Source organism: Gracilimonas sp. (assembly GCF_014762685.1).
Lineage (GTDB): Bacteria > Bacteroidota > Rhodothermia > Balneolales > Balneolaceae > Gracilimonas.
Genome location: NZ_JABURM010000005.1, coordinates 68,187 through 92,809, shown reverse-complemented (window position 1 = coordinate 92,809; position 24,623 = coordinate 68,187). Strand labels below are relative to the sequence as shown.

Here is a 24,623-nt window from a genome sequence, read left to right as displayed (position 1 = left end):
CATGTTATCTTTTTCTAAAACTGTGGATTTCAATTACTAAAAAATGGATTCAAAAATGAAAAAAACCCAGAACATTGAGTATGCTGAGAATATTCGAGGAGCCTGTATCAAAGCTGCCCAAGAAGGTTTTATGGATGCTTCCATAAGTGGACTTTGTGCGGAGGGCGCAATGGAAGCGGCAATTAGTGCCATGCAATCGCTGAATTTGAAAAAGATTTTAGATGAAGAACAATCAAGTTAATGAAACAACCTATTACCGGATTTCACAAAGACGAACACGGCGATTGGGTAGCCGATCTGAAATGCGGACATACCCAACACGTCAGGCATAATCCGCCTTGGCAATTACGGCCTTGGGTAATTACAGAAGAAGGCCGGGAAACCCGCTTGGGCAAAAAATTAAATTGCAAAGAGTGTGAACGGTAAAACTTTGGTACATTCAGTTTTTCAGGTTTTTCAAATTTCAATAAAATTATAAAGGATACATTATGAGCTCTTCCGTTTTCCTCCGAACTGTTGTATGTGGATTTGTCGCAACTTTTGCCATGGCAATGACCGCCTTTCTCCAAGGCGGAATTGGTCTGCCTGTAATAGATGTGGGGCTGATCCTGACTGAAAGCTTTAATCATGTGCACGATGTGGCGCCCTATGAAATCATATTTGGGAATTTAGCCTTTAATATTATTGGGGTGGGACTTGCACTCATCTGGGTGGTTTATTTTCAACATCGTATTCCCGGAAACTGGATTGTTCAAGGGGTTATCTACGGAGTGATCATATCTATAATGGCTGGTTTGGTTGTTTCTCCGTTCGCATCGGCTGCAGCAGGGGAATCATTTGGCCTCTTTTACTCCAATACCTGGGTTCCCGGCAAACTCATTATAGCCGGATTACTGATGCACATCGTGTACGGTTTATTCCTTACCCAATCCCTGAAAGTTGCCGGAGTGAATGGTTGATTTTAAAATCATGTTTAACATTTTTCCATTTAATGTGGGGACGCAAGATTTTGCATCCCCACATTAATTGATTGAAAATTTCATATCCTGAATATCAAACATTCTTATTCATCATGATTTTTATTGATAATGAAGGAATCACCAAGCCTCAAATTAATCTGGCTCTGGAAGAATACGCCCTGCGAAATTTTGGTGAAAGTGAAGATTATCTTCTGTTCTACATTAATGAACCTTCAATTATTATTGGCCGGAACCAAAATACCCTGGAAGAAATTAATGATGGGTATGTCCGTGATAATGGCATTCATGTCGTCCGCAGGATGTCGGGCGGCGGAGCGGTATATCACGACCTTGGAAACTTAAATTTCAGTTTCATCACTAAATACAAACAGGAAAACCTGCATAATTTTCTAAAATTCAATGAACCGGTAATCCAGATTTTAAAAGAAATGGGAGTCCCGGCGGAAATGAGTGGGCGAAATGACATTCTCGCCGATGGTAAAAAAATTTCAGGGAATGCTCAGTTTTCTACCAGAAAGCGCATGTTCTCTCATGGCACCCTTCTCTTCAACAGCGACCTCGGCGAAGTAGCTAACGCTTTAAATGTAAAGATGAGCAAGATTGAATCAAAGGGACATAAATCGGTCCGCAGCCGGGTAGCTAACATCATCGAGTTTATAGATACTGAAATGAGTGTAACTGAATTTCGATCCCGACTTTTGGAAGGCTTGTATAAAGACCAAGACTCTTTCGAAACTTACAGACTTACCCAAAATGAATGGAAAGCCGTACATGAACTCAGAAAAGAAAAATACGGAAATTGGGACTGGAACTATGGAAAATCCCCTAAATTCAACATTCAGCGAAGCAAACGTTTTCCCGTAGGTGAAATTGACCTGCGCTTAGACGTACAAAAGGGACACATCAAAAACATGAAAATTTATGGAGATTTCTTTGGCAAAGAATCTGTGCAGGAAGTGGAAGATCTACTCAAAGGCGTTCGATACGAGCCGGAAGATATCGCGGCCTCTATCGAAAAAGTGAATATAGAGGATTATTTTGGAAATATCGAGAATGAGGAATTTCAGGAGCTTATTTATGGAGAAGACGCATAACTAAAATTTTCGATTCATATCCCCTCTTACATCCAAGGCATACACTCCTTCTCCCTTCGGTAACACACAAAGTGGGTTGATTTCCAGTTCAGTGATTTCCGGAAAATCATAAGCAATTTTACTCAATGCTAAAATCACACCTGTCAACGCTTCACTATCACCGGGTGGCAGATTTCTCCATCCTTTTAATTTCACACCGGCTTTCGTAGCATTGATTAATCGCTGAACCTGTTCACGATTTTTTGGTGCGATTGCTGTATGTACGTCTTTAATCAATTCTACATCCGTTCCGCCGGTACCAAAAAGCACGGTTGCTCCAAATTGTTCATCCCGAACCATTCCAACAATCACTTCCCGGGCAGATGATATCATTTCCTGAAGAAGCACTCCTTTCATTCCGGCACCTGCTTTGACTGTTCCTTCTGCTATTTCTTCCCAGGCCTTACGAATAGCCGTCTCTCCTTTTAGATTCAATTTAACTCCGCCAATATCTGACTTATGACTCACCTCATCCGAAACTAATTTCATCGCAACGCCTCCATTTATCTTAGAAGCCTCGTCAATGGCTTCACTGAGGGTTGATGCTATTCTTTGCTGAGGAAACCGAACGCCATATAGTTTTAGCAACTCAGTCCAGTCTTTTTGAGCAACCGCATCACTTGCCGTCTTTAAATTAATCTCAATATTAACCGATTCCGGGGCTTTGTCAGACTCCAGCCATTCCCGTCGTGCTATCATCGCAGACAGCACAGAAGCCGAGCGTTCCGGAAACGCCACATTGGGAATTCGGCGCTTTTGAAGGATCTTGAGTGCATCTCCAACGGATGCCCGCCCCATAATAGAAGTAATTACCGGCTTTTGATGTGCGCCGGCTACTTCACCCACAACCTCCGCAAGGCTAACCGGAAGGAACCAATCCTGAGGAGCCTGAATTACCACAACTGCATCCACATGTTCATCAGTCAACAACGCTTCTAATGCCAGTGTATAGGTTGCCGGACCTGAGCCTGCGAGTACGTCCACCGGATTGTTCACACTTGCTGCTTTCGGCAATCTGGAAGTCAGATAGTCTTTTGTTTTTTGTGTGAGCCTGGCTATTTCCAATCCTGCCTGCTCCAAAGCATCTACCGCTAGAATAGCCGGGCCACCCGCATTGGTCAAAACCGCCACCCTTTTTCCTTTGGGAAGCGGTTGCCATGCCATGGCCCGAGCCCACTCAAACATTTCTTCAACGGTATGGGCCTCCTGAATACCACAATGCTTGAAAGCTGCATGGTAAGCTTCTGAACTTCCGGCCAGCGCTCCGGTATGAGAGGCCACTGCTTTCGCCCCACTTTCCCCATGGCCTCCCTTCAGCATTAGGAATGGTTTCTTTAAAGCGGCCTCTATAGCAGTCTCCATAAACTCCAGGCCATTTGAAACACCTTCTATATACGCCGTAATTACTTTTGTTTTGGGATCTTTGGCTATGGTCTTGGTCATCTCAATCTCATTCACATCGATTTGGTTTCCAAGGCTGGCTATTCTGGAGAAGCCGATGCCGCTTCCTTCTGCCCAGTCAATGATGGCAGCGACCATTGCTCCTGAATGAGAGATAAAACCGATTTCTCCGGGTTCCGGCATCCCCACCACAAAGGTCGTATTGACGGGCGTATGGGTGTCAATCGTTCCTATACAATTTGGTCCAACCATCCGAATGTCATATCGTCCGGCCACTTCGATCAATTCTTCTTCCATTTTTTTCCCTTCAGGCCCTGTCTCACTAAATCCACCTGTGACAATAATCACATATTTGATCCCCCGTTCACCACACTCTTCCAACACGCCGGCAACAGCATTGGCAGGCACGATGATGATAGCCAAATCAACGGGATCAGGTACTTTTTCAACCGATTCAAAGCAAGTAAGGCCCTGAATTTCATAGGCACTTTTATTGACAGGATAAATCTCCCCCTTATAGCGGTATTGAAGCAAGTTTCGGATCACTCCATATCCCAGCTTATGGGCATCTTGCGATGCACCAATCACAGCTACTCCCTTTGGTGAGAAAAATGGATTATTCATGCTTTTATCCTCTTTTTATAAAAACTCTATTGATTGATACGTATGATATTTACCGGACAGGCCGCTGCCGCCCGTTCATTATATTCTCTTTCATATTCACCAACTTGCACCTGGTGGATATTTCCTTTTTTCTTAGCACCGATCAGTACGCATTTCCCGTCTCTTTTGGACATCTGCCAGCGTTCAGGCCACGCTTCCACGCAATAGTTACATCCAATGCATTTCGATCTGTAAAAAGTGATTCTCATGGGTTTCGGTCCTCCCATACATACACTTTATCCCCTTCCTGAACTTCCTGATCTATACGAATCGTACAATCGCTTCCTTTTTCCACCTTTTGAACGGAGGTTTCATCAACCCATAGAGACTTAATCTCAGGTTCCGCCACCCCTGTCTTTTCCCCAATAATCAAAATCTGATCTTTAAAAGATAGTCCCCTTGCTTTGATCCGAAGGTGCGCCACTTTCGCTTTGGGGTAATAATGCAGCACTTTCCCAGTAAATACTTTTTCTTTAGTTGCTGCCGATCCGTGAACCTGACTCCATTCCCCGAGCTTCCGACCAAGGTAGTATCCGTCCCAAAAACCTCGATTATAAACTTTCTCAAGGTGTGCCTTCCATCCAGCTACTTTCTCTTTATTAAATGTACCTTGTTCAACGGCTAATGCAGCTTCAGCATAACATTGAGTAACCGTTTTCACATACTCCGGAGATCGCCCCCTGCCTTCCAGCTTCAATACCCGTACGCCGGTATTCAAAACCTGATCTAGAAAATCGATGGTGCAAAGGTCTTTTGGAGACATGATATATTCATTATCAATCACCAACTCTTGCCCTTCATCATTGATCACTTTGTAAGCATGCCGGCAATTTTGTTTACAGGCTCCACGGTTCGCTGAAGAATTATAGGTGTGTAAACTCAAATAGCATTTTCCGGACACGGCCATACATAGCGCACCATGTGCAAAGATCTCTATTTGCACCAATTCTCCGGAAGGGCCCGTAATATTTCGTTCTCTGATGCCATCTACGATCTTTTTGACCAGTCCTAAACTCAGTTCACGAGCCAGAACCATCACATCTGCAAAATGACTGTAGAACTCTACCATCTCAATATTAGAGATGTTCGCCTGGGTTGAAATATGAACTTCAACCCCTTGTCGGGAAGCATAGGAAATAGCCGCTTGATCCGCTGCAATAATGGCCGTTATTCCACATCGTTTTACTTCATTAATGATTCTTTTCATCAAAGGTAAATCATGGTCATAAAGTACGGTATTAAGTGTCAGATATGTTCTTACTCCTTTTTTCGAACAAACATCAGCGATCTCAGAAAGTTCTTCGAGTTTAAAATTGTTAGTAGCCCTTGCACGCATGTTGAGCTGTTCAATACCGAAGTATATAGAATCAGCTCCTCCCTGAAGAGCTGCCTGAAGTGAAGCCCAATCGCCAACCGGAGCCATGATTTCTGTCAGACGTTTGCTTTTGAGTGTATTAAGTTCACTTTCCTGAATTTGTGGCAGCATAAATATTCCGAACTATATAGGATTACATTTCTTATCAAACTTATAATAAAAGTTTTAAGACAATTTTGTATTATTTATTAATCATTTGATGAATCTATAACGCATATGAGTTACCAATTTCGGATATAAATATGAAGAATAGGTCAAGTTTTGAAGAAAAGTCAGGAGCTTTGACGGCGATACTCTTTGGAGGGATAACTGTTTTTGCCGGCGGAGGAGTTCTGTTTGGATTTTTCAATCCCGGTTATCACATACTACAGCCATTACTGATTTTTAATTTCATTATGGGATTTATCTATGTTGGAACCGGCCTGTTGATTTGGAAAAAGCATTCGAAGGCAATATACATGACCCTGTTTGTGCTCATTTTCAATCTTTTGATACTATTTACCGTTGGGACATTTTATTTAACCGGTGGAAATGCAGCCATACAAAGTGTCATTGCAATGGCTATCAGAGCTGCAATTTGGCTATTGATTTATCTGGGAATAAGACCTCAATTCCGGAAACTAACTGAACTCAATCTTTAATACTTAGTCTTTTATGAAAAAACAAAAGCTATTTCTGTCAATCTTGTTAATTTCGGCCGTTACTTTAACCGGGTTAACCTTGAATAACCAAATACAGGCTAACAATTCCCCTGACCTTCAAACCATTATGCGGCTTATTATGGCAGATGTTAGTATGATAAACGAGGGCATTTATACGCAGAACTTTCATCTTATAGAGCAAGGAGCCACCGCAATCAACCAGCACCCTCCCCTTTCTGAAGAAACAAGAAAGTTCATACAAAAAACGCTCGGAGACCAAATGCCTGCTTTTGGAGAATACGATAAGTTAGTTCATAATCATGCCGATTCGATTAAAAAAGCAGCTATTCAACATGATATGAATAAAGTTTTAGAACAATACCGGATTGTACAGCAGGGCTGTGTAAATTGTCATGCGAGTTTCCGTGAAACAATTGTTCAGGCTCGGTCGGTCGGAAATTGAATTCAATAATTCATATAAAAATAACTACTTAAGGCGCACCTGAATTTAAGCTCACTCAAACCTTACAGTATCTATTTCTTCGGGAATTTGAACGTTATTGATCAAGTGCTCGGCCAGTAAACTCCCTACATATTGGGAAAACAGGAGTCCCTTGGAGCCCATAGCTGTGTAAATACAAAGGTTTTTATTTTGGGGATGGCGGCCAATCACCGGCAACCGGTTTGGAGTTGTAACCCGGACTCCCGCCATTTGATCTTTCTTCCTCACTTTTTCAGCTATATTGGGAAACATTTTCACAAGCTTTCCCTTAATCTGATTAAATGCCTTTTCCGTGGTATCGAGATCTTCAAATTTATGCTCGTACGTAGATCCTACGATCAAGTCCCTGTCCCCCCTTCTCAGGCTGTAACCCATGGCCGAAGTGGCATGATTCCAATCCAGGTCTTCATCGGCTTCAAACCAAACGATTTGTCCTTTAACCCGGTGCAGCGGCAGATACTCCCAATCTCTGAATCCCGGGGTTTGATGTCCGGCAGCTACAATAACATGTTCTGCATTTAACACTTCCCCGTTTTCGAATTTAATTCTAAAACCATCTCCGCTCTCACCTGCCTGATACTCTGCCTTTTCATAGCGGCATTTCACTCCTTTTTCCCGCAAATATTTCCGATAAGTATTCAAATATCGATCCACGTAAACTGTAAATCCACAATCCAGGAAAAGAGCCCCAAAGTTTGGAGCAATTTCCGGGTTCAATTCTGAGACTTCTTCTTCATTTATCCATCGAATCCAGCCCTCCGGCCAGTTGTATTTATCCAGGGCTTCTTTGAAGTTATCTGCAAGTTTCTCGTTAATAGCCGGCCTGATGGTGCCCGTATCTGAGATTAAATCATCTCTGCCGGAAAACCTGATAAGTTCATCCACCAGCTCTCTCAGGGCCTCCATGCATTCCTGGCATCTCCAGCTCTTTTTAGCTCTCCTTCCGGTAGCCGGATTTACTAACCCGGCGGGGGCTCCCGGGGCATTTTCAGAAACATGGGGATCAATTAAAAGAATTTTTTTATCTCTTTTAGCTAACTCATTAGCAATGGCCGTTCCGGAAATTCCTGCTCCGAAAACTGCTGCGTAATATTTATTCATTGAAGCAATCCGTTTCTATAAATTTTTTACTAGCTCAAAGTATCACCAATTAGAACCAAATTAAATGATTTATTGACACACGTTAAATCCTTCAAAATGGCAGTTATTTTTTCAAAATTCTTACCAATTACACAAAGTACTTTCTCTCAAAAATGGATATTTTGCCCACTGGCTAAATTATTCTAAATCAGATTTCCCAAATAAATATATGAGCTCACCCTACAATCGCCCTGTTTATATCTGGCTATGGTCTGGAATAATACTTATCAGCTTAATGGTTGTTATTGGCGGTATTACCCGGCTCACGGATTCCGGGCTTTCCATGAGCGAATGGAACCTGATTATGGGCGCTATCCCACCAACTTCGGAAGCTGAATGGATTGAAACCTTTGAGCATTACAAGCAATTCCCACAATACCAACAGCTCAACAAAGGGATGGAGCTGGAAAAATTTAAGACCATTTTCTTTTGGGAATACCTGCACCGGCTGCTTGGAAGATTGCTCGGGATAATCTTCGTCATACCCTTCCTTTATTTCTGGGCACGTGGTTGTTTTGACCACAAACTCCTGAAACGAATGTTCATACTGCTGGGCCTTGGAGCTTTACAAGGAGCTATGGGATGGATTATGGTAAAAAGCGGGCTGGCTGATGTTCCCTATGTGAGCCATAACCGACTGGCTATTCATTTTTCCCTTGCTTTAATCTTATTTGCGTATTGCCTGTGGCTGGCCTTAGATGTCAAATATCACAGCAGTTTAAAGAAAAAGGAAAAAGAAGAGATTCCGTATAAAAAATGGATGTATTCAATCGCAGTGATTCTTTGGATTCAAATTATTTATGGAGCCTTTACCGCCGGCCTAGATGCAGGATACATGTATAATACCTTTCCAAAAATGGGCGGGCAATGGCTTCCTCCTACCTTTAGCATGTTAGATCCTTTTTTCCTGAACCTAATTGAAAACCCGGGCACCATCCAATGGATTCACAGGTTAGCCGGTACTGTTCTGTTGATAGCTGTTGGTATTTTAAGTTTGAAGGTGTATCGGTCTCAAGACCATAAAGATCTTTTACCTTTGAGTTTAGCTTTAATAGGAGTAATACTCATTCAGTACTTTTTGGGAATCTTCACCCTCATCTACAACGTTCCGATTTCACTGGGTGTGTTGCATCAACTGGTTGCGGTAATTTTCTGGGGAGTATTACTAGGGCTTTGGCACAAGATGAAATACCGGTCTTTGCATGCAGATTTTAACTGGAAATATGCTTGATGCTCAAAAGTTTTTGATAAACCAGGATTTCTCGAACAATACTTTTTCCCAATGCCTGATCATGCTTGATTTTTTGGCATCTACATCGGTTTCGTAGAAATTTCCCTTAATTTTTTGAGCCTTATCTCCTCCTAATTCGAGGATATATTCTCCCTCTCCCTCAAAAATTTCATCGGGTGATTTACCTGAGATATCTCTGGCAATATTATGTGCTACAATATGCCCCTGATATTGAGCAAAAACGCCGGCTTTTGGAAGTGTTTCACCTGAATCAAGACGAATGGCCGTGATATCTCCAATGGCATATACATTGGAAAAATCAGTTTCCATTGTTTTTCGGTCAACTTCAATCCAGCCTGATTCTCCAACCAACCCGGTGTCTTTTATTACAGAAGGACATTCGTGTTTGGGAGTGTACGCCATTAAACTGAAATCAACTTCTTTACGGCCTTCGGAATCGGTTTTAAAAACCAAAGTTTTATCTGAACCCGAAACCAATTGGTGATTGGGTTTGTACTGCACCCCTTTTGATTTCATCAACTCTTTTACATTTTCAGAAATTTCCTGACCGGCAAATGGCATTGGTTCCGATTCCGGAGTATAAAGAGCAATTTCTGTCTTATCTCTCAGTCCATGCTCCCTAATATAGTTTTCAACAAGCATCGTGGCTTCGTAAGGAGCTACCGGTGATTTGTATGGCAGTGAGGGAACTACAATCGTAATTTTTCCACCTTTAAATTCTTTTAAATCGTCATAGAATGAAGCAGCCCCCTCAAGCGTGTAGAAGTTGTGCCCCAATAACCCAAGATGATACTCTGATGACTGCTCAACACCGAGTGAAACGACCATATAATCGCCTTTATATTTTTTCCCGCCGGACGTAACCGATATATTTTCCGGATCCACGGATTCAATATCGCCTAAAATGATTTCAATACCCCCAATTTCGGCATCTTTAGTTTCACGGTATACTTCTTCCATTTCTCTTTTACCAACCATAAGCCACGTTAATGAAGGACCAAATACATTTTTCTCATCCTTCTCAAAAACAAGGATCCGGGCAAGGTTAATGCCATCTTCATTTCCAATTTTTCTATTCAATTCTTTGGCTGTGTTGATCCCGCCAATTCCGCCGCCTAATACCAATATTGTTTTTCCCATTGCTCTATATTTTTGTTAAGTACTATATAACATTAAAAAGGTTTTCCAGAAAGACTCAAAAATCCATTTTCCTAAACCGTTGAACTGCTCTCCACAGTGGAATTACCAGCCAAATCAACATACATGCTATAGCCGTCAGCATTCCATAAAAGCTTCCGAAAAATCGAGTAAATACTGCGCCGGTATATCCCATTAAAGCCGATATATCAAATTCCAGCAATACGGTAATTCTGGCAAGATCGATTGGGTTCAACAAGGTTAAGGCCAGCATTGGTTCTTCGATGGGATAATCTCCCAATATAAAGATCAGAAACAGGACCAAACCATCATACAAAACAGCCAAGAAAAGCCAGCTGATAAGAGAAAACCCCAATCCTTTGATGCGATCTTCGAAAAAAGTAAGCCCCATCCAGAATCCTATTCCTACAAATAACAGGGTTAATACATTTCCAAGTATCAACAATAACAAGATGGATAGTGCATTTTCAGAAAAGAGCATTCCATTATAAGCCATAGGAATCAAAATTCCGGCTGTAAAGGCTAAAGCAAGGGGTACGGCAAGTCCACCATATAATCCCCAAAAAATAGTTTTCCGGTTGAGTGGTTGCGCTAAAAGTAATTCGGTAAACTCCCTGGACTGATAGAGATATAAGGCGCCATAAATCATCCCCACAAGAGGAATGAGCAGAAGCATGACATTTGAAATGCTGAGTAAAGCTTTTGGGCCGGCTCCTCCAAAACGAATGAGTGCGTCTGTAATCAGCAGATATATAAGGGCATAGCCGAAGATCCATTTTCCCCGTATCATATCTTTCCATTGGTAACTTAAAATCGTTAGTGTTTTCATGCGGCTTCCTCCTCCATCATTTTGGCAACGGCACCTTCCAAACGCTGTGCTTTATGATGTGCTAAAAGCTCTTTCATTGGCCCATGATATTTGATTTTACCTTCCACGATGAAGATGAGGTAATCAGCGAGTTCCTCAATTTCGCTCATAATATGGGTCGTTAGAATGATGGTTTTACCACGTTCTTTCAGGTTTTGCACTTTCTTTTTGAATTGAACACTTGAACGGGGATCGAGCCCGGCAGTGGGTTCATCAAAGATGAGAATCTCCGGATCAAACATCATGGATAAAACTGCCCCTACCTTCTGCCGGGTACCGCCGGACAGGGTTCGCATAGGCTTCTTCAGTTCCGGTTCCAGCGCAAAATGATCAATAAGTTTTAATTCATATGAAGACTTATTTCCCCTGATTTTTTTTATAAAAGTAAACAACTCTTCCACTGTCATATTTTCCGGATAACGAGCCACTTGCGGCATATAGCCAATCTTTTCACGGTATTCCCAGCGGTCGTTCACTAACTCTCCATTGATCAATACCTCACCCTCAGTCGGTTTCACCAATCCAAGAATACTTTTGATCATGGTTGTTTTACCTGAGCCGTTTGGACCGACAATTCCGGTGGCCTGACCTGAAGGAATCTCCAGGTCGGGTTCATCAAGTACCGTTAACCGACCAAACTTCTTTTTTAATCCTCTTAGTTCTATCATAACTCATTCATTTGTGGTTTGATGTCGATGAGTGTTTCAGGGGTTAACGCCGGCATCACTTTTTCTGCAGCATCCAGTATGTCTACCAACAAGCTTCTTAGCAACAGCAGAGACTGTGGTTGTTTTTCAACCAGTATCGTAAACAATCGTACCGGATGATGTGGAACATCTCCTACTCCATCCCGATCCAGGTCATAGCCTTCATATTGGCTCCAGTAATTCCCGGTAAACTCGTTAAAATTACGCCGGCTATTCGTCGAAACTTCAAAAGAGTTGGCAATGAAATTATTCTCACTAAATACGTTATCCGTTGAGTTTGCCATCAGTTTTACCGCCCAACCATTTTGCCGAAATGTATTCCCCTTAACTTCGTTACGGCTGGTGGCCTCTATGTAAAGTCCCACCGAATTGTTCTCAAAATGATTATTCTCAATACGACTGCGGTTGATCTCCTTCAAAAGCATACCATAAGCAGATGATCCCCAGTTGTCCTCAAAACGGTTACCGATGATCTCAACATTCGAGGTGTACATAACTGCTACGCCTCCACCATTATCCCTGAATGTATTTTCCACATAACTGCAGTTATCGGAATACATGAAATGAATGCCATAACGGATATTTTCTTCACTCAGGTTATTGGTGATGAAGGCTCCATCAACGAATTCAAAATACAATCCGTCGCGATGACCACGCACATAGTTACCTTCAATTTTTGTGTCTTTGCTGTACCAAAGATGAATTCCATTTCCTGATGAAGTCTCCCGTTCTCCCGATGCTGATAAATAATTATTTTTGATTTTGGCTTTATCGGTCTCAGCAAGATAAATCCCGAAAAAATTATCGATCAATCTTACGTCTTCGATGACCGTATTTTTGGTTTTCTCAATCAGAATGCCTGCGTAATCTTCCATAAAACTAGTACTGGTATTGCGGATTTCAAGGCCTTTCACGGTTACATCATCTCCAGTTATAACCAGGATGAACCCTTTTTTCTCCCCATCTATCACGGGTCGGCCTTCCCCAATAATGGTAAGCGGATGATCAACTATCAGGTTGTGCTCACGATAGGTTCCCTCTTTGATGATGAGAGTGTCATAGGGCTGAGTTAATTCTAGTCCCTCAACTATGGTGGAAGTCTCTCCCTCCGGCGAAACCGTAACGGGTTGAGCCGAAGCGATGGAACCGACGAGCAGGAATAAGCCCATCATAGTTATACATGTTAAACCTTTCAATGCTGACCTCCATTTTTTTAACTATTGAAAATGCTATCTGTGCGTTCCCTTTTTCATATCCGTTTGGGAGACTTCATCCCAAAGCAGTAAACGCCCGGGTTTGTCTTCTACATGTTCGTCTGCGGCCTCTTTCCCCGGTAAAGCAAGCAGGGATTCACCCATAGGACTATTAATAACCTCACTCTTCACAAACTGGGCTTCTAAAGCATCCAGCCAGGTACCGGGTTTATTGTAATTACTGACCCACAGTCTGGAACCGCTTAAATCATTTTGATTCTCACGATAGTAAACGGCCATGCATTCAATGGCATCAAATTTATAGGCCTTACCTTTATCCGTGACCAGTTGGGCCGCAAACTGATTGTCGGTGATCATCATTTTACAGTGAGCGCATTCGTCACTGTTATAATGAATTGGAACAGGCTCCTGACTACACCCGACCAAAAGAATCAGAGCAATTATCATTAAACTGACCTTTAATATGAATTTTGAAAATCTCATATCCGGCCTCACTTTACGATTTCTGATCTTTACTTTTCCACCAAGCCAAACCGGCAATACTCATGGAAACCAACGAAATATAAAATCCGATATGTGGCAGTGAGGTTGCATTGATATTCAACAGCTGTTTACTGCCAATCAATGGAGGCTGATAGGTCATACCCGGCACCTTGATCGGGGCATCCGGATTCAGATTATGTCCGTAATCATATCCCCATAAGTAAAAGTCAACCAGTCCGGCTATAGACACCAATATAAAAATACCTAGCCAAAACAAGATCAAAGTGCGTTTACCCGTTCCTGCAATCACCAATCCGGAAATGATTAAAAAACCGAAAATGTAAGGCATGATCTTCAACTCAGGTATGGAAGCAGGTTCTATTGGTTTCATACCGATGTAGTGATTCAAACCATTTATATTTTTTAGATCCTGCGGTTCTTTACCTTCAATATTATCAACCATAATATTCATTCCGATCCCTTCAGGATACTGTGGAGCTTCCATACCGATACTCCAGATTGGAACGAGGTAAATTCCGATCAATAAAAGTGCTGCAAATGCCATCCATATTTTGTGTGACGTCTTCATAGTTACCTCGTTTAAAAATAAATTTAAAAAAGCTGGGGAGGTTTCAACTCCCCAGCAGTGAAGAAAATCAAATCATCATTGACCAGTTCCATATTTAAAATCAATGTCAGAGTTCTCTGGTGATACTCTCACATAACCCTGCATTTCCTGGTGAAGCGCTGAACAGAAGTCTGTACAGTAGAATGGGAATACACCCGTTTCTTTAGGCTCCCAGGTTAAGGTCAGGGTTTCACCCGGCATAATGAGAAGTTCAGCATTGTTTGCACCTTTGATCGCAAAACCATGCGGAACATCCCAATCCTGCTCAAGATTCGTTACATGAAAGTAGACCTTGTCACCTACTTTAATTCCCTCAATATTATCAGGGGCAAAGTGACTACGGATGGTGGTCATGTAAACATGAACTTCGTTTCCGTTTCGCTCAATTTTAGTTTGAGCTTCACTTGTTGCACGAAATGGGTGAGTGTTCTCTTCAAGCTTATAGAACCGCTTCTGATTTTTTATAACTTTCTCGGCAGCAATACCCTGCGCGTAGTGTGGTTCTCCTTCGGTTGGGAAGTCAAGCAGCAGCTGCATTTTGTCGCCGGAAATATCAATCAACTGAGCTGAATGGAACATTTCAGGGCCCGTTGGGAGGTATCGGTCTTTGGTGATCTTATTCAAAGCAACCAGATATTTACCGTCCGGTTTCTGACTGTCTCCACCCGGTATCATAAGGTGACCCGGTGAATAGTAGGTATCAATCCGATCTACAACCTGAGTATTTTCAATATCCCACTTCACAATTTCAGAAGAAATGAAGGCGGTGGTGTAAGCATAACCTTTACCGTCAAATTCTGTGTGCAAAGGTCCTAAGCCGGGATCTTCCACTTCACCATGAAGGATAGAATCATATTTCAACACGGGAATCCCCATCACTTCACCTTCGAAATCCTCATTCTCAATCGCTTCTATCATTTTGGCAAAAGAGTGAACCGGAATCACGGTTGAAAGCTTACCACCTGCAATTATGTATTGGCCGGTAGGATCAACATCTACCCCGTGTGGAGATTTAGGGGTAGGAAGGAAATAAACGATACCTTCCAGTTCCCGTGGATCAAGAATACGTACTTCGTTAATAGTCTCAGATTTGGCTATTCCACCTTCCTCATGATCTATATAGTTACGCACGTGCTTGCCGGGCATCATTTTCCCTTTACCTTCTTTCACGTACTCAGCAGCTTTCCTCCAGTTAATAGCCGCGATAAAGTCCTTATCATTTTTAGAAGCATTTATCTCGAGTAAGCTATGCGCCATTTCACTGTTGTAGCTGGTAAAAAATGCCCAACCGTCAGATGGTCCTTTACCGGAGTGAGACAAGTCATAATCGAAGCCCGGCATCAGGATCTGAAAGTCGATGTTCATTTTACCCTCTTCGGATACTTTAATAAAAGAGAGTGTTCCCCTGAAAGTATCCTTGTATGAATCAATAGACACATCCATATTGTTCATATCCTCATCCATTGGGATACTGAATCGGGTTGCGGCAGACACATACTCTGTATTTGGCGTTACAAAAGCCGAAGCGTGATTACCGGCTGAGTTAGGGATTTCAATAATCTCCTGAGTCTTGAATTCATCAAGACCGATACGAGCTACACGTGGTGTGTTATTCTCGTTGATGAAAATCCATCGCCCGTCTGTTTCTCCATTGGTTTGGGAAAGCTCCGGGTGGTGAGAATCTCCCCAGGGTACAAATCCATGAGTCGTGTTAAGCATGGCCTTACTCTCTTCACTGTAACCATATCCATTAACGGGAGCTTGCGAAAATACAGGGATTGTAAATATGTGTCGCCCCGAAGGCAGTCCATACACTCCAAGCTGTCCGTTATATCCGCCGGACATAAATCCGTAAAATTCGTCGAGCTCACCTGGAGCTACATATACTTTTTGCGCTGCATCTGAGTTGGAACTGAAATTACCATTGCCATTACAACCGAAAAGCGTGATGCTTATCAGTACAACAGCAGGAAGCATCCAAAACCGATGGCTGTACATTTGTTTTTTCATAGTATTCCTGTTTTTGATTGGTGGGTTGACTGAGTATTAAAATTCGTTATTCTAAGTCTGAGGCAAAAAACTCAACAATAGCCCTCGCCTCTTCCTGAGTAAGTCCCTGATTAGGCATGGGACTCATATATTCCTGAAGTAATTTCTTGGCTTCCGGATGGTTTTTTGTCATTCCGTCCGGGTTCAAGATCATATTCATTACATAGGTTGGAGATCGACGGTCGAGCACATCATTCATTGCAGGTCCTATATAACGTTCATTCACTTTATGGCATGCAGAACATTTAAGCTCAAAAATTTCTTTACCCTTTTGAACCAGCTCCATATCGACTTCATCCCCTAATGAGATGGTCTCTGATACAGGACCTATACCATGCTCTAATTCAAAAGCGGTTAACCCACTTTCATTTTCTTGTACAGTTTTATTGCTCTGTTGCTTCTGTTCTCCATTGTTCCCTCCGCACCCATGGAATAAAAAAGCAAGGGTTATCACTGCAGAAATAGATATTTTTGTGAGTTTCATGATGATCTGACTTATCTTCGTTATTAAGACATAAATGTCTTTTATTATGCCTTTTTTATATGAAGGATGTATGAATTTCCCTTATAACACTTCCTCCCCCAGTTATTTATAATTAGTTTGATTAGAGATATAGATTCTATTGCAGCCAATTTGCACGCATGGATCTCTAAACAATTTCTGAATCTTTAAAGGGATACTGATCTTCACTTTTGGTAGTTTAAGTTTTTCACTTAACCAATTATTCATTTATGAATCAGCTGCTTCCTAATGCAAATGCCCTTTCTGAACTTGGAATTACCAAAACTTTCCAAACCGGAGATGAGATTGTCAGTGAAGATGCGCCGGTCCGTTCCATCCCCATTGTAATCAAAGGCAGTTTAAAAGTGATGCAATCTGATGATGATTACAGGGAAATGGTCTTATATTACCTACAACCAGGGGATACCTGTGTAATGTCATTTCTCGCTGCCTTATATAACGATACGAGTAAAGTAAAAGCCATCGCCGAGGAAGAAACTGAAGTTGTTTTTATCACCATTGAAAAGGTTCGGGAATTGATGAGCAAAGATCCGAAATGGCTGAATTATGTATTTCAGATTTATCACAAACGATTTGAGGAATTACTTGGAGTGGTAAATGCCATCGCCTTCAAAAAGATGGATGAACGCTTGCTGCAATTCCTGCAGAAAAAAGCAAAAGTGTCCGGCTCTAAAGACATCAAAATAACCCATGAGCAATTGGCGCAGGAACTGGGAACCGCACGTGAGGTCATCTCCCGCCTGCTCAAACAAATGGAAACCGAAGGACTCGTCGAACTCGGCAGAAACCGAATTTCGCTGACTGAACATCCATAATACCCTTCTTTCAACCTTCGATGTTCCTTGTTGGATGTTCAGTGTTCTTGTGTGATAATTGTCACTGAGTTTAGCAGAAAAGGTGATTAATATTGTCTTCACAATAAAAGGTTATCTAAAGACTATGAGCTCGATGATTAAACAAAAACTATTTACGAATTGGCATACCATGCGATGGGTAGCTCTGTCTGTAGGGGTGTTTTTAGCCGTCATGGCTATTTTGCATGAGGATACCCTTACCGGGTTTTTCAGTGCTTTTTTCATTTTCCAGGCTGTCACCAATACCGGATGTATGGTATCTCAATCTTGTGGAGTTCCCCAGAAATCCCCTGTTGAAAGTGTAAATGATAGTTCAGAACCAGAATTTAAAGAGATTAAATAATTACAAACATGGAAAATACAGAAACCAAACAAAAATCATTTTCAGAAATCATTAATGACGAGGTGCCCGTATTAGTTGATTTTTATGCCGACTGGTGTGCTCCTTGCAAAATGATGACACCCATTTTGCAACAGTTAAAACATGAAATGGGCGACAAACTCAACATCATCAAAGTTGATACCGAGCGAAATCCTGATGTTGCCATCAAATACCAAGTTCGCGGTATTCCGAACCTGATCCTTTTCCATAAAGGAGAACTGCTTTGGCAACAAGCCGGTGTTGTACAAATGCCACAGTTAAAGCAAATTATTGAACAACAACTGGAGCAGCGATGAGTGAATTGGTAAAACATACTTACGATGTTGAACTGAAGTGGGATGAAGGCCGTCAAGGCACACTTCGATCCAATAAACTAAATGATACCATTGAAGTGGCTACCCCACCTGAATTCCCCGGCGGAGTTGAAGAAATCTGGAGTCCTGAGCACCTGTTTGTAGCCTCGGTCAGCAGTTGCTTTATGACCACGTTTACAGCCATTGCAGAATACTCAAAGCTGAAGTATGAAGAGCTTTCCGTGCCGGCAACCGGAACTATGAGCAACGAATCCGGTAAATTTGCCATGACCGAAATTATCCTGCGGCCAAAATTGGTTATTATGGATGAAAATCAAAAAGAAAAGGCGCTCCGGATTTTACAAAAGGCCGAAGAAGCCTGTCTGATCACCCGCTCCATCAAAACAGAAGTGAAGTTGGAACCGGAAGTACTGGTTGCCGTGGGTGGATAAAATTTTAACGCCACGAAATCTCTAAAACACGAAAGGAAAAATCCATTTTTAGTGCTTTCGAGTTTTAGTGGCACATCAAAATCATCAATAAAAAATCAAAAAATCCTATGTCATATCATTTTAGTAAAATATTAGATTTAAACTTTGATGAAGCCATTGAAAAAACGACTGCAATTCTTAAGGAAGAGGGATTCGGTGTACTTACCGAAATTGATATCAAAGAAACGCTGAAGAAAAAGCTTGATGTGGATTTCAGGAAATACCGAATTCTTGGGGCATGTAATCCTCCCAACGCTTACAAAGCTTTGCAGGCTGAAGGACATATTGGACTGATGCTTCCATGCAACGTCATTGTTCAGGAACATGATAACGGTAAGGTGGAAGTCTCTGCTGTTGATCCGGTTGCATCCATGCAGGCCATCGAAAACAATGAGCTTGGTGAAGTGGCTGATACCGTTCGCGGTATGCTCAAAAAAGTAATCGACCGATTGTAAGCATCTGCTGAAATCGCTAAAAATATTCTGCTATTTTCTTTTCAAGGAGATACATTCGTCAGAACTTTATCTCTTTTTAATTTAAAATCAGCTCTCTGCTTGTGAATACCCTTGGAAATATTATTTGGTTTATTTTTGGCGGTCTTTTTGTAGCCATTGAATATGTAATATCGGGCGCGATTCTATGTCTCACCATCATCGGAATTCCTTTTGGAATCCAGACTTTCAAACTAGCCAAACTTTCCCTGTTTCCCTTTGGCAAGAAAACCATCCTCAATGAAAAAGCCGATGGCTGCCTTTCTATCAGCATGAATATCCTCTGGATACTCATTGGGGGAATCTGGATTGCCGCCACTCATCTTTTTTTTGGGGTGATTTTATTCATTACCATCATCGGAATCCCTTTCGCCAGGCAACACTTTAAACTGGCTTCGGTAGCATTGCTTCCCTTTGGGCGTAAAATTGTGAAGCTTTAATTTAGTCCTGTTCTAAATATCAGCATTTATAATTATTTACACGGAACTCTTCTTTTTTTGTAATACATTCTAAAAAAAGGAGTAATTATGAATTCTCTATCCTCAAAAATACTGCTTGGTTTAGCCCTTCTTTTAATCGTCCTGCAGTTTTTCAGCCCTGATACTTCCGTTCCGGAATACGACAGTTCAAAAGACTTTTTAACAATTCACCAGCCTTCACAAGAAATATCGGCTATCATACAAAGTGCCTGTTATGATTGTCATTCTTATAAAACCAGCTATCCTTGGTACTCAAATATCGAACCCATATCCTGGTGGCTGCAAGATCATATTGATGAAGGGCGGGATGAATTCAATTTATCGATGTGGGCAGATTATCCCGCCGATCGCGCTGATCATAAATTGGAAGAGGCCATTGAATTGGTTGATGCCGAAGAAATGCCGCTTCCCTCCTATACATGGATTCATGCTGATGCCCGGCTCAGCAATCAAGAGCGGCAGAAACTATCGTCATGGTTTACTTCTCTGAGGGAAGACCTTCAGCAACAAGCTCAATAAAAATATTTACCCATATTCCTATTACGAGATTGCAAAGAAAGCAACCCTGGAATGTGCTTAAGCTTCCCCAGGCGTTGCCGTAATTAGATTGAGTCCTGATTTGAAAAAACACCGAGCGCTTCAAGGTCCGTTAGACGCTTAAAGTTTCTTTTTGGGCTAACCCCGGTTGTACGTCACCACCCTTTTCCAATGCAACGAAATAAACAAAACAACCGCCAGCATCTCAAATATCCTCCCGGTCAAAGCGAACGATCTCCCCAATCCATACCCGGAGAAGGCCACCAATAAAATTCCGGCATTCAAAAACAAAACCATCAGCCAGGCAAGGTACTTGTTGCCTCTTCCTTTAGATTCCAGGAAGCGGGGCAATATCCAATAGGCAACGCCGAGGGTAAATTGAATAATCCATCCAAAGATCAAAAACTCGATGTGGATGGGTATTACAAACCATAGTATCGGCGAGATCAGCCAGGCTTTATTGACAAGCATTAACGCACCGATGGTTACACCCAGAACCAAATATATCAGCGACAGTTTTATCATTAAGCGGGAAATGAGAGGCATTTCAAGCTCCTTCTTTTTTCTTCTTTCTGCGCTGACTCTTCGACATCACCCGCGGCCAAATCTCAGTCACATAGGCCATAACAGCTATAAACTGAAAAATGGCAGAAAAAACGAGCAGAATCTCCCATAATTTTGCTTCCGATATATTTAAAAACGGTTCAGCGATTATGCGAAGTCCTAAACCCACGTTCAAGCATGCAAAAGCTATCCATCCCCATTTTTGATTTTGAAAATTCTCTTCTTTAACCCGTCCCGGAAACATCCACATAGAAACGCCCATTATGATTTGGGTAATCCAACCCAGCATAAGTGTATGCCAAAACAATGGAGCAATAGCCGGGAATGAGAAGCCTTTGATTTGAGACGCAATACCAATCAGTAAAGATATCAGGAAAAAGATCATCCCTGATTTTATAAATAAGCGGGTAATTAGCGGCATAATTTGATTAGCTCCCTGATTTATTGCTTAACTGTTCCAAGTATAACAAACAGCTGATAATCAAATTAACCCCAAAATTTATCAATGCACAATGGTTTTATTCAGTTTTAACCAGAACACTAATACAGCAATCACCGGTAATAATGCGGTTACCGCCAATCCGTAATATATCCACACGCCACTCAGAAACGCAGGCCAGAAACTTGTCAACAAAATTAAGCTGATGAGTACGATGCTAACCGACACCAGTACTCCATAAAAATATGCGTTATTGATGGAGCTGTCTTGTTTTAAAAACCCGATCATACCGGTGGTGAAAGCTCCCAGTAATAAAACATGCAGATAAAAAACACGAACTCCATGCTCAGACAGCCATAAATCAGCGGGAGATACCGAAGCTATCAGCTGCATTACAGCCTTAAGCCCCAGAAATAAAAGCGGCCATATCCAAATGGATGTCGACTTACGGCGGCTTCTAAAGACAGAATACAAAAACAATAGCGTCCCCTCAGCTATCAAAATACCCCCCATCCGTGCGGCTACAGATAAGTTAAGGCTCAACATTGATTCAGAAATACCATAAGGAAATGTCAGCGGTGCACCGATAGCAATCAACCCTACCAGAACGAGCGGTGAAACCACTAAATCATCTTCTTTCAAGTTCAAAGCCTTATAGATCAAACCCAATAAAACTAAGAGTACCCAGCCTTCCACAAACGTAGCCAGGAAAAAATGTGTGAGAGCTTTGCCTAAGAGTGGCCCGCCGATGTGCAGCATTTCCACAGCCCCTACTCCCCATGCGCCCAATGAGCTAATAAATAGCATCATTAAAGCTCCTTCAAACCAAACATTAGGGACAAAGTCATGTTTTTGATTTCGCGTAAACAGATAGCCAATCATAAATCCGTACCATCCTACCATCACCAAACCGGAAAATATAACTGAAAAGGGTAGATTCGCATCACCTATGGAAACCGATTTATAGCCCCAGATAAAAAAGAAAGGAAATGAAATCAAACCAAATAGCAGTACAGCCCATAGTGAATATTTCATAAAACGAGCACCAATTGCAGCATGGTATCCGGGTATGGAATCTATCTTAATAAGATAAAGCGGCAGTAGTGAAGCCCATCCAAAAAACATTAGATGCGAATGAGCATGGCGAATATTTTCAAGATTCAGATCAAAGGGAAGCACCGTAACAAAGCCCAGACGATACAGAAAACCGGTAACTCCGGCCAGTATAAAACTGAATATGGCCCATTGCCAAATCCCTGAATCTTTAGCCAGCATGTTCATGTTTTAATGTCTTTCTTGTTTTAATTTTTTAAACAGAATAGACTTATTCTATTAAGTTTAGATGAAGAATTGATAAGGCAAGAGAGTTTAATTTTCAGAGGGTCAAAACCCATTCAAAAAGGAATGTTAAACAGCTCCATCTGTCATTAATTACACTGTTCTAAATCAACGCTATTTAAGAAACATTCAGGAAACGCCGGCCATACAGCTCTCTTCCAATTTCTTAAAAAGTTGCTGCAGCCTTGGTTTTTGCCGGGAAATTGTTTCAGAAATAGAACTCAGATTTTCGTTTTGGTAAGCATCTGAACCGGCTATTTCCATACAATAATCCATACCTGCTTCCAGATTATTCTTAAACCGGGTTAACATTTTTAAATCAGCTTCGAGGTCTTCACTTTGCTGAATCAATTCCTCAAAATAATCCACATACATAATCATTTCTTTGGCAAACATATGTGGCCTCTCAGGCGGCACCAGTGAATTGCTTCTACCATAGATATGGTCTGTCATCTCCTGCAAGCTATATTTTCGGTTGAACCAGGCAATATTGGGACCCGGACAAATGGCTTGCGGTGCGCGATGTTCTTTCAAAATACCTAAACTGATCAAAGCTCCATTACCAAGATGATCACACAAACAGGCTTTATCTAATACTTTTTCGCGCTGTTCTTTTTTCTTTTCATCCGGAATATCACTTTCATTAATCTGATTTATTTTTAATAACTGATATTGAGTGGATGCAGTACAAATTGGGTTTTCTGTAAATTCTGTATTTGATTCCAGAAATCCTTTAGGACAGGGCGAGCCGGGTTTCCCTTTTTCAATTCGCTCTTTATGCCATTTTTCGGAACCGGTATTACGTACGTTATTGAAAGGAACGCCCAATGGAGAAACCCCGCTCAAATACAGGTCTTCTTCCTTTGCATCTTGCAGAAGTTTCATGGTAGGTTCATCCACCGTTGTGGCTTCGGGAACCATTAAAAAAGGACTGCCCCATCCGGTCGCATCCATTTCAAAATCTTCCAGCAAACGCTTGGCTTCTCCATCGGTTCCAATACCTCCCTGTACGGTAAGCCTTGGGACATTTATTTCCCAATCTGATTTAAAACCTCCCTCACGGTTTTCGTTATAAAAGCTTTCAATAAGGGGTTGAATGGCCGTACTCAACATCTCACGCTTCTCTTTAAACTCCTTGAGCAACGCTGGCAACAAATAACCGTCAGAAGCAAATGCATGTCCACCGCAATTCAATCCGGATTCAATACGATATTCAAATATTTCCAACCCTTTCTTAGCCAGATATTTGCCTTGTATTAACGCGGACCTGAAATCACTCACTTTCAGAATGATTTTTTTCTTGATGTTTCCTTTTACATCTCTGTAGAAATCCTCGAATTCAGACAGATAATTGTATAATCTTGGGTTAAAACCGGCAGATAATATCAAACTGGACGAAACTTTACTGTTGGCATATCCACGTAAAGCTGCACTGCCATCACTGAATTCGGAAGTCATGGGCTGACCGCTATTGGTATAACTAAATCCGTCAACCTTTGCCATAATATTAACATCAATGGAGCCAGGTTGCATTTCATTTGTCAGCTGGTAAGCAAGCTTTTGCTGTTCAGTTCCTGCCACCATTTCCATAAGTTGATAATACATTTGCTTTAGCTCAGAACCATCAGGCAACATCCCAAAATACTTAGCTTTCTCATTTTGCTCAAAGAACGGTTGGCTTTTAATCTCCTCAAATTTCTGCTGAACAATCTCCTGTACCAAATCCAAATATGCCGTAATTCTCCGGGCCCGTCCATCTTCTGCTTTTCTTGGAATATTTTTATAGGGTAGCTCCAAAAGATTTGAATAATGCTTGCGAATACGTTCAACCAGCAAATCATCTACAATTGAAATAACTGAATTTATACCGTACGGAGCTACGCGAATTGGTGAGTCGATAGAGTGCCCGGTTCCCATTACCGGAATGGAAAAAGAGTGAGGTGAATTTTGCATTTTGCTTGTATTAAATGAAATTTTAGCGGAGGGAAGTACAACCTACCCCAATTTAGGATAACTAAATTTTATGAAGGAGTGATGA

30 protein-coding genes are annotated in these 24,623 nt (G+C 41.6%); 14 read left to right on the top strand and 16 right to left on the bottom strand.

Going from position 1 to position 24,623, the window contains the following annotated elements; all coding sequences use genetic code 11:
• The first annotated feature begins 55 nt into the window (after positions 1-55).
• From HUJ22_RS00680 to HUJ22_RS00665, 4 genes are all read left to right on the top strand, one after another.
• On the top strand, positions 56-241 hold the full coding sequence (locus HUJ22_RS00680) for an acetyltransferase (RefSeq protein ID WP_290872224.1): 186 nt from the start codon (positions 56-58) through the stop codon (positions 239-241).
• Complete coding sequence (locus HUJ22_RS00675; RefSeq protein WP_290872221.1) at positions 241-426, top strand: DUF3565 domain-containing protein; 186 nt, start codon at positions 241-243, stop codon at positions 424-426. The genes HUJ22_RS00680 and HUJ22_RS00675 overlap by 1 nt, the downstream gene beginning before the upstream one ends.
• 62 nt (positions 427-488) lie before the next feature.
• Positions 489-959: a hypothetical protein gene (locus HUJ22_RS00670; RefSeq protein WP_290872218.1), complete on the top strand. Its 471-nt coding sequence runs from the start codon at positions 489-491 to the stop codon at positions 957-959.
• Positions 960-1,072: 113 nt separating this feature from the next.
• Positions 1,073-2,074: a lipoate--protein ligase gene (locus tag HUJ22_RS00665; RefSeq protein WP_290872214.1), complete on the top strand. Its 1,002-nt coding sequence runs from the start codon at positions 1,073-1,075 to the stop codon at positions 2,072-2,074.
• Here HUJ22_RS00665 and HUJ22_RS00660 read toward each other — a convergent pair whose 3' ends face one another.
• From HUJ22_RS00660 to HUJ22_RS00650, 3 genes are read right to left on the bottom strand one after another with little or no spacing between them, the layout of a single operon-like run.
• Positions 2,075-4,138 carry an acetate--CoA ligase family protein gene (locus HUJ22_RS00660; protein ID WP_290872211.1) on the bottom strand — a complete coding sequence of 688 codons (2,064 nt, stop codon included), beginning with the start codon at positions 4,136-4,138 and terminating at the stop codon, positions 2,075-2,077.
• 26 nt (positions 4,139-4,164) lie between these two features.
• Positions 4,165-4,404, bottom strand: a complete 240-nt coding sequence (locus HUJ22_RS00655; RefSeq protein WP_290872208.1) for a ferredoxin — start codon at positions 4,402-4,404, stop codon at positions 4,165-4,167.
• Positions 4,383-5,663, bottom strand: a complete 1,281-nt coding sequence (locus tag HUJ22_RS00650; protein ID WP_290872205.1) for a peptidase U32 family protein — start codon at positions 5,661-5,663, stop codon at positions 4,383-4,385. Before HUJ22_RS00650 ends, HUJ22_RS00655 begins: the two co-directional genes overlap by 22 nt.
• Before the next feature lie 131 nt (positions 5,664-5,794).
• Between HUJ22_RS00650 and HUJ22_RS00645 the strand changes: the two genes are divergently transcribed.
• Both HUJ22_RS00645 and HUJ22_RS00640 read left to right on the top strand, forming a co-directional pair.
• The gene (locus tag HUJ22_RS00645; protein ID WP_290872202.1) at positions 5,795-6,193 is read left to right on the top strand and encodes a hypothetical protein; all 399 of its coding nucleotides are present in this window, start codon (positions 5,795-5,797) and stop codon (positions 6,191-6,193) included.
• Between the two features lie 79 nt (positions 6,194-6,272).
• Entirely contained in the window at positions 6,273-6,656 is a 384-nt protein-coding gene (locus HUJ22_RS00640; RefSeq protein ID WP_290872199.1) for a hypothetical protein, read from the top strand.
• 51 nt (positions 6,657-6,707) lie between these two features.
• Here the strand turns inward: HUJ22_RS00640 and HUJ22_RS00635 are convergent, their stop codons facing one another.
• The gene (locus HUJ22_RS00635) at positions 6,708-7,796 is read right to left on the bottom strand and encodes an FAD-dependent oxidoreductase (RefSeq protein WP_290872196.1); all 1,089 of its coding nucleotides are present in this window, start codon (positions 7,794-7,796) and stop codon (positions 6,708-6,710) included.
• A 208-nt stretch (positions 7,797-8,004) separates the two neighbouring features.
• Between HUJ22_RS00635 and HUJ22_RS00630 the strand changes: the two genes are divergently transcribed.
• Positions 8,005-9,066 (top strand): COX15/CtaA family protein, encoded by a 1,062-nt coding sequence (locus tag HUJ22_RS00630; protein ID WP_290872193.1) that lies wholly within the window; start codon positions 8,005-8,007, stop codon positions 9,064-9,066.
• Between the two features lie 3 nt (positions 9,067-9,069).
• Here the strand turns inward: HUJ22_RS00630 and HUJ22_RS00625 are convergent, their stop codons facing one another.
• From HUJ22_RS00625 to HUJ22_RS00590, 8 genes are all read right to left on the bottom strand, one after another.
• A complete protein-coding gene (locus HUJ22_RS00625; protein ID WP_290872190.1) occupies positions 9,070-10,227 on the bottom strand; it encodes an FAD/NAD(P)-binding oxidoreductase in 1,158 nt (385 codons plus the stop codon).
• 55 nt (positions 10,228-10,282) lie between these two features.
• Complete coding sequence (locus HUJ22_RS00620; protein WP_290872187.1) at positions 10,283-11,074, bottom strand: ABC transporter permease subunit; 792 nt, start codon at positions 11,072-11,074, stop codon at positions 10,283-10,285.
• Positions 11,071-11,781, bottom strand: coding sequence for an ABC transporter ATP-binding protein (locus HUJ22_RS00615; RefSeq protein WP_290872184.1), 711 nt, complete (start codon positions 11,779-11,781; stop codon positions 11,071-11,073). Before HUJ22_RS00615 ends, HUJ22_RS00620 begins: the two co-directional genes overlap by 4 nt.
• Positions 11,778-12,992, bottom strand: coding sequence for a nitrous oxide reductase family maturation protein NosD (locus HUJ22_RS00610; RefSeq protein WP_290872181.1), 1,215 nt, complete (start codon positions 12,990-12,992; stop codon positions 11,778-11,780). The genes HUJ22_RS00615 and HUJ22_RS00610 overlap by 4 nt, the downstream gene beginning before the upstream one ends.
• 57 nt (positions 12,993-13,049) lie before the next feature.
• Complete coding sequence (locus tag HUJ22_RS00605; RefSeq protein WP_290872178.1) at positions 13,050-13,481, bottom strand: nitrous oxide reductase accessory protein NosL; 432 nt, start codon at positions 13,479-13,481, stop codon at positions 13,050-13,052.
• A gap of 49 nt (positions 13,482-13,530) precedes the next feature.
• Positions 13,531-14,106: a hypothetical protein gene (locus HUJ22_RS00600; protein ID WP_290872176.1), complete on the bottom strand. Its 576-nt coding sequence runs from the start codon at positions 14,104-14,106 to the stop codon at positions 13,531-13,533.
• A 75-nt stretch (positions 14,107-14,181) separates the two neighbouring features.
• Positions 14,182-16,155, bottom strand: a complete 1,974-nt coding sequence (nosZ, locus tag HUJ22_RS00595; RefSeq protein WP_290872173.1) for a Sec-dependent nitrous-oxide reductase — start codon at positions 16,153-16,155, stop codon at positions 14,182-14,184.
• 46 nt (positions 16,156-16,201) lie between these two features.
• A complete protein-coding gene (locus HUJ22_RS00590; RefSeq protein ID WP_290872170.1) occupies positions 16,202-16,678 on the bottom strand; it encodes a cytochrome c in 477 nt (158 codons plus the stop codon).
• Between the two features lie 248 nt (positions 16,679-16,926).
• On the opposite strand from HUJ22_RS00590, the gene HUJ22_RS00585 reads away from it, so the two are divergent.
• The 7 genes from HUJ22_RS00585 to HUJ22_RS00555 all read left to right on the top strand — a co-directional run bounded on the left by HUJ22_RS00585 (position 16,927) and on the right by HUJ22_RS00555 (position 20,226).
• Positions 16,927-17,532, top strand: coding sequence for a Crp/Fnr family transcriptional regulator (locus tag HUJ22_RS00585; RefSeq protein WP_290872167.1), 606 nt, complete (start codon positions 16,927-16,929; stop codon positions 17,530-17,532).
• A 133-nt stretch (positions 17,533-17,665) separates the two neighbouring features.
• Positions 17,666-17,914 (top strand): hypothetical protein, encoded by a 249-nt coding sequence (locus tag HUJ22_RS00580; protein ID WP_290872164.1) that lies wholly within the window; start codon positions 17,666-17,668, stop codon positions 17,912-17,914.
• Between the two features lie 8 nt (positions 17,915-17,922).
• Positions 17,923-18,249: a thioredoxin gene (gene trxA, locus HUJ22_RS00575; RefSeq protein WP_290872161.1), complete on the top strand. Its 327-nt coding sequence runs from the start codon at positions 17,923-17,925 to the stop codon at positions 18,247-18,249.
• The gene (locus HUJ22_RS00570; RefSeq protein WP_290872158.1) at positions 18,246-18,698 is read left to right on the top strand and encodes an OsmC family protein; all 453 of its coding nucleotides are present in this window, start codon (positions 18,246-18,248) and stop codon (positions 18,696-18,698) included. Before trxA ends, HUJ22_RS00570 begins: the two co-directional genes overlap by 4 nt.
• Before the next feature lie 107 nt (positions 18,699-18,805).
• Positions 18,806-19,192: a DUF302 domain-containing protein gene (locus HUJ22_RS00565; protein WP_290872155.1), complete on the top strand. Its 387-nt coding sequence runs from the start codon at positions 18,806-18,808 to the stop codon at positions 19,190-19,192.
• Between the two features lie 101 nt (positions 19,193-19,293).
• The gene (locus HUJ22_RS00560) at positions 19,294-19,668 is read left to right on the top strand and encodes a YccF domain-containing protein (protein WP_290872151.1); all 375 of its coding nucleotides are present in this window, start codon (positions 19,294-19,296) and stop codon (positions 19,666-19,668) included.
• Between the two features lie 87 nt (positions 19,669-19,755).
• Positions 19,756-20,226, top strand: a complete 471-nt coding sequence (locus HUJ22_RS00555) for a heme-binding domain-containing protein (RefSeq protein ID WP_290872149.1) — start codon at positions 19,756-19,758, stop codon at positions 20,224-20,226.
• Between the two features lie 156 nt (positions 20,227-20,382).
• Here the strand turns inward: HUJ22_RS00555 and HUJ22_RS00550 are convergent, their stop codons facing one another.
• The 4 genes from HUJ22_RS00550 to HUJ22_RS00535 all read right to left on the bottom strand — a co-directional run bounded on the left by HUJ22_RS00550 (position 20,383) and on the right by HUJ22_RS00535 (position 24,538).
• A complete protein-coding gene (locus tag HUJ22_RS00550) occupies positions 20,383-20,790 on the bottom strand; it encodes a hypothetical protein (protein ID WP_290872146.1) in 408 nt (135 codons plus the stop codon).
• 1 nt (position 20,791) lies between these two features.
• A complete protein-coding gene (locus HUJ22_RS00545; RefSeq protein ID WP_290872143.1) occupies positions 20,792-21,229 on the bottom strand; it encodes a hypothetical protein in 438 nt (145 codons plus the stop codon).
• An 81-nt stretch (positions 21,230-21,310) separates the two neighbouring features.
• Positions 21,311-22,522 carry a hypothetical protein gene (locus HUJ22_RS00540; RefSeq protein WP_290872140.1) on the bottom strand — a complete coding sequence of 404 codons (1,212 nt, stop codon included), beginning with the start codon at positions 22,520-22,522 and terminating at the stop codon, positions 21,311-21,313.
• A 192-nt stretch (positions 22,523-22,714) separates the two neighbouring features.
• Positions 22,715-24,538 carry a hypothetical protein gene (locus HUJ22_RS00535; protein ID WP_290872137.1) on the bottom strand — a complete coding sequence of 608 codons (1,824 nt, stop codon included), beginning with the start codon at positions 24,536-24,538 and terminating at the stop codon, positions 22,715-22,717.
• Positions 24,539-24,623 lie beyond the last annotated feature (85 nt).

Coding starts and splice junctions, on each gene's coding strand:
- trxA (WP_290872161.1), top strand. CDS start 17,923: ATGGAAAATACAGAAACCAAACAAAAATCATTTTCAGAAATCATTAAT.
- HUJ22_RS00545 (WP_290872143.1), bottom strand. CDS start 21,229: ATGCCGCTAATTACCCGCTTATTTATAAAATCAGGGATGATCTTTTTC.
- HUJ22_RS00675 (WP_290872221.1), top strand. CDS start 241: ATGAAACAACCTATTACCGGATTTCACAAAGACGAACACGGCGATTGG.
- HUJ22_RS00630 (WP_290872193.1), top strand. CDS start 8,005: ATGAGCTCACCCTACAATCGCCCTGTTTATATCTGGCTATGGTCTGGA.
- HUJ22_RS00540 (WP_290872140.1), bottom strand. CDS start 22,522: ATGCTGGCTAAAGATTCAGGGATTTGGCAATGGGCCATATTCAGTTTT.
- HUJ22_RS00665 (WP_290872214.1), top strand. CDS start 1,073: ATGATTTTTATTGATAATGAAGGAATCACCAAGCCTCAAATTAATCTG.
- nosZ (WP_290872173.1), bottom strand. CDS start 16,155: ATGAAAAAACAAATGTACAGCCATCGGTTTTGGATGCTTCCTGCTGTT.
- HUJ22_RS00660 (WP_290872211.1), bottom strand. CDS start 4,138: ATGAATAATCCATTTTTCTCACCAAAGGGAGTAGCTGTGATTGGTGCA.
- HUJ22_RS00655 (WP_290872208.1), bottom strand. CDS start 4,404: ATGGGAGGACCGAAACCCATGAGAATCACTTTTTACAGATCGAAATGC.
- HUJ22_RS00550 (WP_290872146.1), bottom strand. CDS start 20,790: ATGCCTCTCATTTCCCGCTTAATGATAAAACTGTCGCTGATATATTTG.
- HUJ22_RS00555 (WP_290872149.1), top strand. CDS start 19,756: ATGAATTCTCTATCCTCAAAAATACTGCTTGGTTTAGCCCTTCTTTTA.
- HUJ22_RS00680 (WP_290872224.1), top strand. CDS start 56: ATGAAAAAAACCCAGAACATTGAGTATGCTGAGAATATTCGAGGAGCC.
- HUJ22_RS00580 (WP_290872164.1), top strand. CDS start 17,666: ATGATTAAACAAAAACTATTTACGAATTGGCATACCATGCGATGGGTA.
- HUJ22_RS00670 (WP_290872218.1), top strand. CDS start 489: ATGAGCTCTTCCGTTTTCCTCCGAACTGTTGTATGTGGATTTGTCGCA.
- HUJ22_RS00645 (WP_290872202.1), top strand. CDS start 5,795: ATGAAGAATAGGTCAAGTTTTGAAGAAAAGTCAGGAGCTTTGACGGCG.
- HUJ22_RS00615 (WP_290872184.1), bottom strand. CDS start 11,781: ATGATAGAACTAAGAGGATTAAAAAAGAAGTTTGGTCGGTTAACGGTA.
- HUJ22_RS00570 (WP_290872158.1), top strand. CDS start 18,246: ATGAGTGAATTGGTAAAACATACTTACGATGTTGAACTGAAGTGGGAT.
- HUJ22_RS00625 (WP_290872190.1), bottom strand. CDS start 10,227: ATGGGAAAAACAATATTGGTATTAGGCGGCGGAATTGGCGGGATCAAC.
- HUJ22_RS00590 (WP_290872170.1), bottom strand. CDS start 16,678: ATGAAACTCACAAAAATATCTATTTCTGCAGTGATAACCCTTGCTTTT.
- HUJ22_RS00600 (WP_290872176.1), bottom strand. CDS start 14,106: ATGAAGACGTCACACAAAATATGGATGGCATTTGCAGCACTTTTATTG.
- HUJ22_RS00585 (WP_290872167.1), top strand. CDS start 16,927: ATGAATCAGCTGCTTCCTAATGCAAATGCCCTTTCTGAACTTGGAATT.
- HUJ22_RS00605 (WP_290872178.1), bottom strand. CDS start 13,481: ATGATAATTGCTCTGATTCTTTTGGTCGGGTGTAGTCAGGAGCCTGTT.
- HUJ22_RS00610 (WP_290872181.1), bottom strand. CDS start 12,992: ATGATGGGCTTATTCCTGCTCGTCGGTTCCATCGCTTCGGCTCAACCC.
- HUJ22_RS00535 (WP_290872137.1), bottom strand. CDS start 24,538: ATGCAAAATTCACCTCACTCTTTTTCCATTCCGGTAATGGGAACCGGG.
- HUJ22_RS00620 (WP_290872187.1), bottom strand. CDS start 11,074: ATGAAAACACTAACGATTTTAAGTTACCAATGGAAAGATATGATACGG.
- HUJ22_RS00650 (WP_290872205.1), bottom strand. CDS start 5,663: ATGCTGCCACAAATTCAGGAAAGTGAACTTAATACACTCAAAAGCAAA.
- HUJ22_RS00635 (WP_290872196.1), bottom strand. CDS start 7,796: ATGAATAAATATTACGCAGCAGTTTTCGGAGCAGGAATTTCCGGAACG.
- HUJ22_RS00565 (WP_290872155.1), top strand. CDS start 18,806: ATGTCATATCATTTTAGTAAAATATTAGATTTAAACTTTGATGAAGCC.